This window comes from Croceicoccus gelatinilyticus (assembly GCF_018398395.1).
Taxonomy (GTDB): domain Bacteria; phylum Pseudomonadota; class Alphaproteobacteria; order Sphingomonadales; family Sphingomonadaceae; genus Croceicoccus; species Croceicoccus gelatinilyticus.
Window position 1 is genome coordinate 1 of the sequence record NZ_JAHCBF010000026.1, and the last position, 5,757, is coordinate 5,757.

10 protein-coding genes are annotated in these 5,757 nt (G+C 58.4%); 4 read left to right on the top strand and 6 right to left on the bottom strand.

The features are described 5' to 3' along the window. Window positions 1-202: 202 nt before the first annotated feature. The 6 genes from KIH45_RS18780 to KIH45_RS18805 form a co-directional block, all read right to left on the bottom strand. Window positions 203-877, bottom strand: coding sequence for an RES family NAD+ phosphorylase (locus tag KIH45_RS18780; protein WP_213177492.1), 675 nt, complete (start codon window positions 875-877; stop codon window positions 203-205). Further along, window positions 871-1,287: an MbcA/ParS/Xre antitoxin family protein gene (locus tag KIH45_RS18785; protein WP_213177493.1), complete on the bottom strand. Its 417-nt coding sequence runs from the start codon at window positions 1,285-1,287 to the stop codon at window positions 871-873. Before KIH45_RS18785 ends, KIH45_RS18780 begins: the two co-directional genes overlap by 7 nt. A gap of 121 nt (window positions 1,288-1,408) precedes the next feature. Beyond that, entirely contained in the window at window positions 1,409-1,750 is a 342-nt protein-coding gene (locus tag KIH45_RS18790) for a hypothetical protein (RefSeq protein WP_213177494.1), read from the bottom strand. A gap of 81 nt (window positions 1,751-1,831) precedes the next feature. After that, window positions 1,832-2,119 (bottom strand): hypothetical protein, encoded by a 288-nt coding sequence (locus KIH45_RS18795; RefSeq protein ID WP_213177495.1) that lies wholly within the window; start codon window positions 2,117-2,119, stop codon window positions 1,832-1,834. Between the two features lie 74 nt (window positions 2,120-2,193). After that, entirely contained in the window at window positions 2,194-2,559 is a 366-nt protein-coding gene (locus KIH45_RS18800) for a hypothetical protein (protein WP_213177496.1), read from the bottom strand. A gap of 30 nt (window positions 2,560-2,589) precedes the next feature. Further along, window positions 2,590-3,204, bottom strand: a complete 615-nt coding sequence (locus tag KIH45_RS18805) for an HD domain-containing protein (RefSeq protein WP_213177497.1) — start codon at window positions 3,202-3,204, stop codon at window positions 2,590-2,592. Window positions 3,205-3,324: 120 nt separating this feature from the next. Here KIH45_RS18805 and KIH45_RS18810 point away from each other — a divergent pair, with 120 nt between their 5' ends. The 4 genes from KIH45_RS18810 to KIH45_RS18825 are packed head-to-tail and all read left to right on the top strand — an operon-like array spanning window position 3,325 to window position 5,740. Further along, complete coding sequence (locus KIH45_RS18810; protein ID WP_213177498.1) at window positions 3,325-3,762, top strand: hypothetical protein; 438 nt, start codon at window positions 3,325-3,327, stop codon at window positions 3,760-3,762. After that, window positions 3,755-4,402 carry a hypothetical protein gene (locus KIH45_RS18815; RefSeq protein WP_213177499.1) on the top strand — a complete coding sequence of 216 codons (648 nt, stop codon included), beginning with the start codon at window positions 3,755-3,757 and terminating at the stop codon, window positions 4,400-4,402. Before KIH45_RS18810 ends, KIH45_RS18815 begins: the two co-directional genes overlap by 8 nt. Window positions 4,403-4,421: 19 nt before the next feature. Then, window positions 4,422-5,087 (top strand): hypothetical protein, encoded by a 666-nt coding sequence (locus KIH45_RS18820; RefSeq protein ID WP_213177500.1) that lies wholly within the window; start codon window positions 4,422-4,424, stop codon window positions 5,085-5,087. Further along, window positions 5,069-5,740: a hypothetical protein gene (locus KIH45_RS18825; protein WP_213177501.1), complete on the top strand. Its 672-nt coding sequence runs from the start codon at window positions 5,069-5,071 to the stop codon at window positions 5,738-5,740. Before KIH45_RS18820 ends, KIH45_RS18825 begins: the two co-directional genes overlap by 19 nt. Window positions 5,741-5,757: the final 17 nt, after the last annotated feature.

The following is a 5,757-nucleotide window of genomic DNA, read 5'->3' on the forward strand; positions in this document are numbered from 1 at the left end:
CAGCGGGACCACAATGCGGCAATCAATATCTTGAAGCGCGGCCTCGCCGCGCACGGGGCGGCTAGGCGTCCCGGGGAGCCCAACGTGGCCGATTGCGGCGTGCGTGTTCCCGGAACTGCGGATCCACTCGCAGCATAGCTGCAGCGACCGTACCAGGATGGTTCGTGCGGATCAGATGTCCACACGGAAATCCGAATAGCCGTTACATCGCGAGTTCCTGGCCTTGGGTCTTGTTGTAGATCCGGTCGACCGTCTCTCCGTTCCAATGGAACGCATAGTGATCGGTCTGGACAGGAATGCCCGGCACGTCCGGCCAGAACAGACCTGCGCATAATCCGCCGGGCGAGCGGACCGAGTTGTAAAGCACTCCGTCCGAGCCGCCTGCCCTCAAGGTTGCTGCTGCCTGTTGGGGTATCGCCCAGCTGTCAGGATCGTGCACGTCGGCTCGGCCGCGCAAATCATCGAGATCGGCATCGAGTTCGCCGACGAGCATACGGAACTCCGATGCCCAGCCGGGGTCTTCCCCAGTGCGGCGCATGAAGCGCTCGTGATGATAGGCGACCTCGCGAATGGCGACCTCTTCGGCGTCCGCGCAGCTATAGACCCCATATTCGCCGGTCGAGAAACGACCTGGCCGGTCAGTGCTGCAATGGACGAAGGGTGCCATGACGTAAGTCGCCCCTGCCCCGCCGACACGGCGGTCGACGGGAACGAGGTCAAGCTGGCCAAGCTCTTCGAAGACGCGCGGGTTGGTTTTCGATTCCAGGGACGCCAGCGCCTCCCAGTCACGGGGATCGCCGATATCCTCGAAGAGGTCGATCGGGGGGAAGAGCGAGCGGATGAGGCGGAAGGCGCGGTCCCAACGAACCCTCACCATCCGCCACGCTCCGCATCGAGGTAACGGCGAATGCGGATCAGGGCGAAGATCTGACCTCCGGCCATGAGTTCGGCTGCACTACGGCCGCCGAAGGCCTCGTTCGGCTTCTTGATCCAGGCATAGCCGTCGCGGCGGTCCTTGAAGATGATCCGCAGCGACTTGTGAATGCCCAGGAGCAGGGATAAGCGGGTCGCGAGATCGAGGCCAATCCGGCCGAACTCGCGCTGCTTCCAGCGCGCCCAAGTGCGCGCCGACATATTGCCGAGCGCGCCGCATGCCTGCTCATCCGTGAGCTGCCAATTATCGAACAGGTTGACGATCGCACGGGCACCAGCCTGCGCCTCATCAGGAGTGATCTCCTGATTGAGCGGATCGCCGACGGGTCCTTCAATTAGATTGAGCATGCTCATTCTCCTGTTTGGCATATAATAGGTATTATTATGCCAAATGGCAAGATTGCGACAGGCAAGAAAAAAGCCCGGAAGCGAAGGGGCTGCTTCCGGGCTCAGGAGGGACTGGAAATAGGGTTTGTCAGGCGGCGGCCATCTCGATGGCATGTCCGCCGGGCCAGCGACCCGACATGAAGCTCAGCTTCTCGCCGAAGCGCTTGAGGTCGTCGATAATGATATCGTCGGCTGCCTCGATGACCTCTGCTACCTTGCTCGCTTCCTTGAGAGACATATCGAGCTGGAGGATGATGTCAGGGCCAGCGATGTCCGCCTCGGCCAGCAGGGTCGTTGCGATGCGGTCGAACACGTGACGGTCAGAGCTGCGAAGATGCTGCGAACCGGCCGAGAGCACCGCGGCAATGCCGGGTGCCTCTGCGGGGCTCATCTGCATTTCGGCGCAAATCATCTGTGTCGAGTGGTACATGCAACCTGCTTTCCTGAGATGGTCTGTTAGATTTATAGGATAGGGAGAAGTTCTTACCAAATCCCTATCCTGCAAATCATTTCAGGCGGCCATCGGCAGACCGGTCTGGTTGTCTAGGAACAGGTCGTCTTGGTGACCGCCGTGGCGGCGGATCTGGGCCGCGACGCGCAGGGCATGGTTATGCTCCTGGTGGCGGCGCAGGCCTTCGGCGCGCATGCGCACCTTGGCTTCTGCCGCGCGGCGACGGGCCTTGTCGTAGTCGCTTTCGCCGGTTTCGATATCGGCTGCCGCCTGGTTCATGGCGGCAGTTGCGAGAGCCTTGGCGCGGGCGCGGGCGTGGCCGCGGGCGATCGAGGTCTGGTTACGCATTGTCCATTTTCCCTTCTGGAGTTGCTTGCGCTCCAGATGCCCATCCCGCCCGTTATGAAGCTGCGGCCTGGCTATCAGGCCGCGATCTTCGCAAGTTCGCCGAGATGCAGCGAACTGTCTCCGAGATAGAGAATGTCGTTCACAAGGCTCACTTCCTGCCGGGTATCACGCTCGACCTCGACAATGGTGATCGCCTGGCACAGCTCCGGCTGCGAGACAGGGACGATGGCAACGCCGCTACGGCCGTGGGAATGGAGAGCCACTACGATCTCTTCGCCGTGTTTGCGCTGGGTGCCGTTGCAGCGGTTGCCGGCGCCGAGCTCGATTTCGAGGCGGGAGCGATAGACGTCGTCAGCCGCATATCGGACAGTCGGCACCACGCAATTGAAGTCGATGGCCACGACTGCGTAGGTGCCGGCGTTCAGGGTTCCGATCTTCATGATGATTTTCCTTCGCTTGAGAGCATTCGCTCAGGCCGCCTTGAGGAGAACACAGCTGCGGACCAGCCGCGCCTGCGTCGTGAGGAGATGGCGCACGTTCTGGTAGGCAGCGTACTGCTGCGGGAAGTGCCCCCTCGCCTTCTTCAGCATCGGCAGGATGCGGCGATCGCTGAAATCGAGGTACGAGTGCATCTTCTCTTCGGAGAAGACGCCGCCCATGGTGCGCTGGTTGTGCCCGCGATCCACGCCTTTCACGATGGAAGAGATGGGGCAAAGCGCCATTTCCTCGTAAAGCCTGGTCTCATCGCGCGGCGAGCCGTCCGGATCGTACTTGTTTACCCGGTCGGTGGAGTCGGCGATCTTGTGCCCGAACCTACGCACGAGCTCGGCGTGGCTGACGTTCTTGTCTTCAGGCGTGTCGTGGAGGATTCCGGTAGCGATTGTCGCTTCCGGATCGACGAGGTTGGGAAGCACAGAGATATGCAATGCAATCTCGACCTGGTGCTGGAATTCCGGCGTGACCCCGTCCTTGCGGGTTCCATTGTGGAGCGGCTCGGCGAAGTTCATGGCTTCGATTGCGGTGAAGTAGCCCTTCCCGTGCAACCAGGCGCGCAGGAAAATGCGCTGCCTCTGGAACTCGTCCATGGCGTTTTCCTTTCCGTTTCAAACTGACACTTTGGAAAGCCGCACTAAAAAAGCGCTGCTAAATTCTTGACGCTGCAAGAGAATCAACGCACTTAACCATTTCCCAAAGGGGGTTGGGTCGTGCTGTTTACTGTCTACGTTGCCTTTCTCGTGGCAACGGTTCTTCTTGCGTTATGGAAGGGTGGTCCTGCCGAGAAAGGCGGGGCGCTCATCGTTGCTGCCATTCCGGTGGCGTCGTACCTGACGCATTTGGTCATTCCCGATGAAACCTACGCTTTTGACGTAGCTGATCTCGTGGTGGATGCCGGGGGCCTTGTCGGCTTCGTCTGGCTGGCACACACCCAAAAGCGCTTCTGGCCATATGTCGCGGCGGCGTTTCAGCTGGTCGCGATGGTTGGTCATGTCACAGCGGCGATCGTACCGAACTGGCCACTCGCTTATGCGCTACTGCGTATGGTGCCGATCTCGATGGTCTTCATTCTCGTCGCGATCGCTACGCTTGACGCTTTCTACGAGAAAACACGGGCAGAAAAGTCTGCAGGTCACATCGATGGATGATGTGATGCAGGCCTCGATCGACCTGATCGTGCTTTCCGCCTGCCTGTCCGCTTATCTGGCTTTCACGATCTTCGCTCGCAAAGGATCGTGGTTTGCCATTGGCATGGTCCTGGTCCTCATGTTCTCGCTCTTTCTCGCCAGGAGCACATCTGCGAGCCTCGGCCTCATTGGTCAGATGCCAATCGTATTTGCGATTTTCACCCTTCCGCTGATTTTCGGAGGACGAGCCGAACGCTTAGCCTCGGTAATTCTGATCGCGGAGTTCGTGGTCGTTGCGATCCTGCGGGTATTCGTCCCCATTGTGCTCACGAGGTTCGACACCGCCGGCGCAGTCGTTGACGCACTCGTGCTGGTTTTGCTGACGATCGGGGCACAGCGGCACCAAGGGTTTACGATGCTGTTCTGCGCATCGCTTTATCTCGTCCAGATCGTTGGGCACGTGCTCATGCTCATTGGCCCGAACCTGCCCGAAGACGTCTATCACATTTTCCGGACGTCTGCTTTGCCGATCCTCGCCTTCTTCCTCCAGATTTTCTGTCTACCCTACATTTTGCGCATCTGGCGTCTGCGAACCATAGATGCACAAGCCCTTGTCAGCAGGCTGAAAAAATCCAGCCTTGGGGGTAGGACTCCGGGGTGAAAACTGGCAAAGCCGCGCCATGGCAGTCGGCAATGCAATCGAACTGACAGTTATTTCGTTCGTCTTGTTCCTGGGCATGGTGCTCTTCGCTCGGCGTGCGATTTTGAGTGTTTATCCCGCGATCTTCCTCGCGGCGCTCTTCGTGCTGTTTCGATATTCGACATCTGCGATCGAACATTTCGATCTCGCTGAGGACCTCATCATCACGATGGGGCTTCTCGTCGTGCCGATGATATTCGGGACGAGAGCAGACCTTCTTGCATCGACCTTCTTGCTGTTCGAGTTCCTGGCAAACAACCTGCTCAGGATGCATTTCAGCATCGTGGACGGGTTCGATGTCATCGGAGCCAGCATGGACCTGCTGCTCTGCATTTCTTTTGCGATTGCGGCACACAAGATGGATCGGTTGATCCTTTATCTTGGAGCATCGATCTACCTGATGCAGATCCTCGGGCACGCGATGATGCTGATCATGCCGGGAATGCCGAATGAAGTTTACATGGTCTTCAGGCAAATGCCGATCCCGCTGCTGATCTTCTTCATCAACGTCGCGACCCTCGTATTCATTGCGAGGAACGCTCGGAAAGGTGGGGCGGCGTATTGGCGTTCGATGGCTTTCGCTCAAGAATCCGAAAAGCGGCCATTTCTCTTACCGCCTGTGAGTGAATGGAAATTGCAGCGGTGACAGAAGTCGATATGACCAGCGCGTCAGTAGCGATGGTCTTCTTGCCCGGGTTTGCGTTGTTTGCGCTTGTGCTGGCGGCTGCCGAGCGATCGAAAGGTTTGGCTGCTTTTGCTGCCATGGGTTTGGCGGCTTTTCTTTTCATTGGCGCGCAAGCCCACCCTCTCCTCGCAATCGGATTGTCCGTCGTACTTTTCAGCCTGGCCTTTCCCATGCTGATCGGCAGCGATGCGCATAAGATTGTCGGCGCAATCCTGTTTTTCGAGATAGTGGCGCGCTATCTGGCGAACCTTGTCTGGCCTTGGCCTGCAAATTTCGCGCAATTCGACATTGTCGCTGCTTCTTTCGATTTCCTGACCTTCGTGTTGATGGTCTTTGCAGCGCATCGTTTCCGGTTGCTCTGGATCCATGCGATTGCCGCGCTTTACCTCATCGAACTAACAGGTCACGCGTTGATGCTGGCCGTGTCGTCGACGCCCCCGGTAATTTATGAAACCTACCGTACGGCGCCGACGCCAATGATCCTTGTCCTCCTGATCGGGACGGCGATCTACTATCGCGCTTCTCTTAGATGGCCTCAGCTGCGCAAGCCGATAATACCGAAGTGCGCTGAGGATGACTCACTTCGGGGGATTCCCAAGGGGCCGGAAATCTGATTCGACGTTGCAAGCTA

What these genes read in the sequence shown, in the direction of transcription:
- KIH45_RS18780 (WP_213177492.1), bottom strand. Translation starts at nt 877, where the DNA reads ATGGTGAGGGTTCGTTGGGACCGCGCCTTCCGCCTCATCCGCTCGCTC.
- KIH45_RS18785 (WP_213177493.1), bottom strand. Translation starts at nt 1,287, where the DNA reads ATGAGCATGCTCAATCTAATTGAAGGACCCGTCGGCGATCCGCTCAAT.
- KIH45_RS18790 (WP_213177494.1), bottom strand. Translation starts at nt 1,750, where the DNA reads ATGTACCACTCGACACAGATGATTTGCGCCGAAATGCAGATGAGCCCC.
- KIH45_RS18795 (WP_213177495.1), bottom strand. Translation starts at nt 2,119, where the DNA reads ATGCGTAACCAGACCTCGATCGCCCGCGGCCACGCCCGCGCCCGCGCC.
- KIH45_RS18800 (WP_213177496.1), bottom strand. Translation starts at nt 2,559, where the DNA reads ATGAAGATCGGAACCCTGAACGCCGGCACCTACGCAGTCGTGGCCATC.
- KIH45_RS18805 (WP_213177497.1), bottom strand. Translation starts at nt 3,204, where the DNA reads ATGGACGAGTTCCAGAGGCAGCGCATTTTCCTGCGCGCCTGGTTGCAC.
- KIH45_RS18815 (WP_213177499.1), top strand. Translation starts at nt 3,755, where the DNA reads ATGGATGATGTGATGCAGGCCTCGATCGACCTGATCGTGCTTTCCGCC.
- KIH45_RS18820 (WP_213177500.1), top strand. Translation starts at nt 4,422, where the DNA reads ATGGCAGTCGGCAATGCAATCGAACTGACAGTTATTTCGTTCGTCTTG.
- KIH45_RS18825 (WP_213177501.1), top strand. Translation starts at nt 5,069, where the DNA reads ATGGAAATTGCAGCGGTGACAGAAGTCGATATGACCAGCGCGTCAGTA.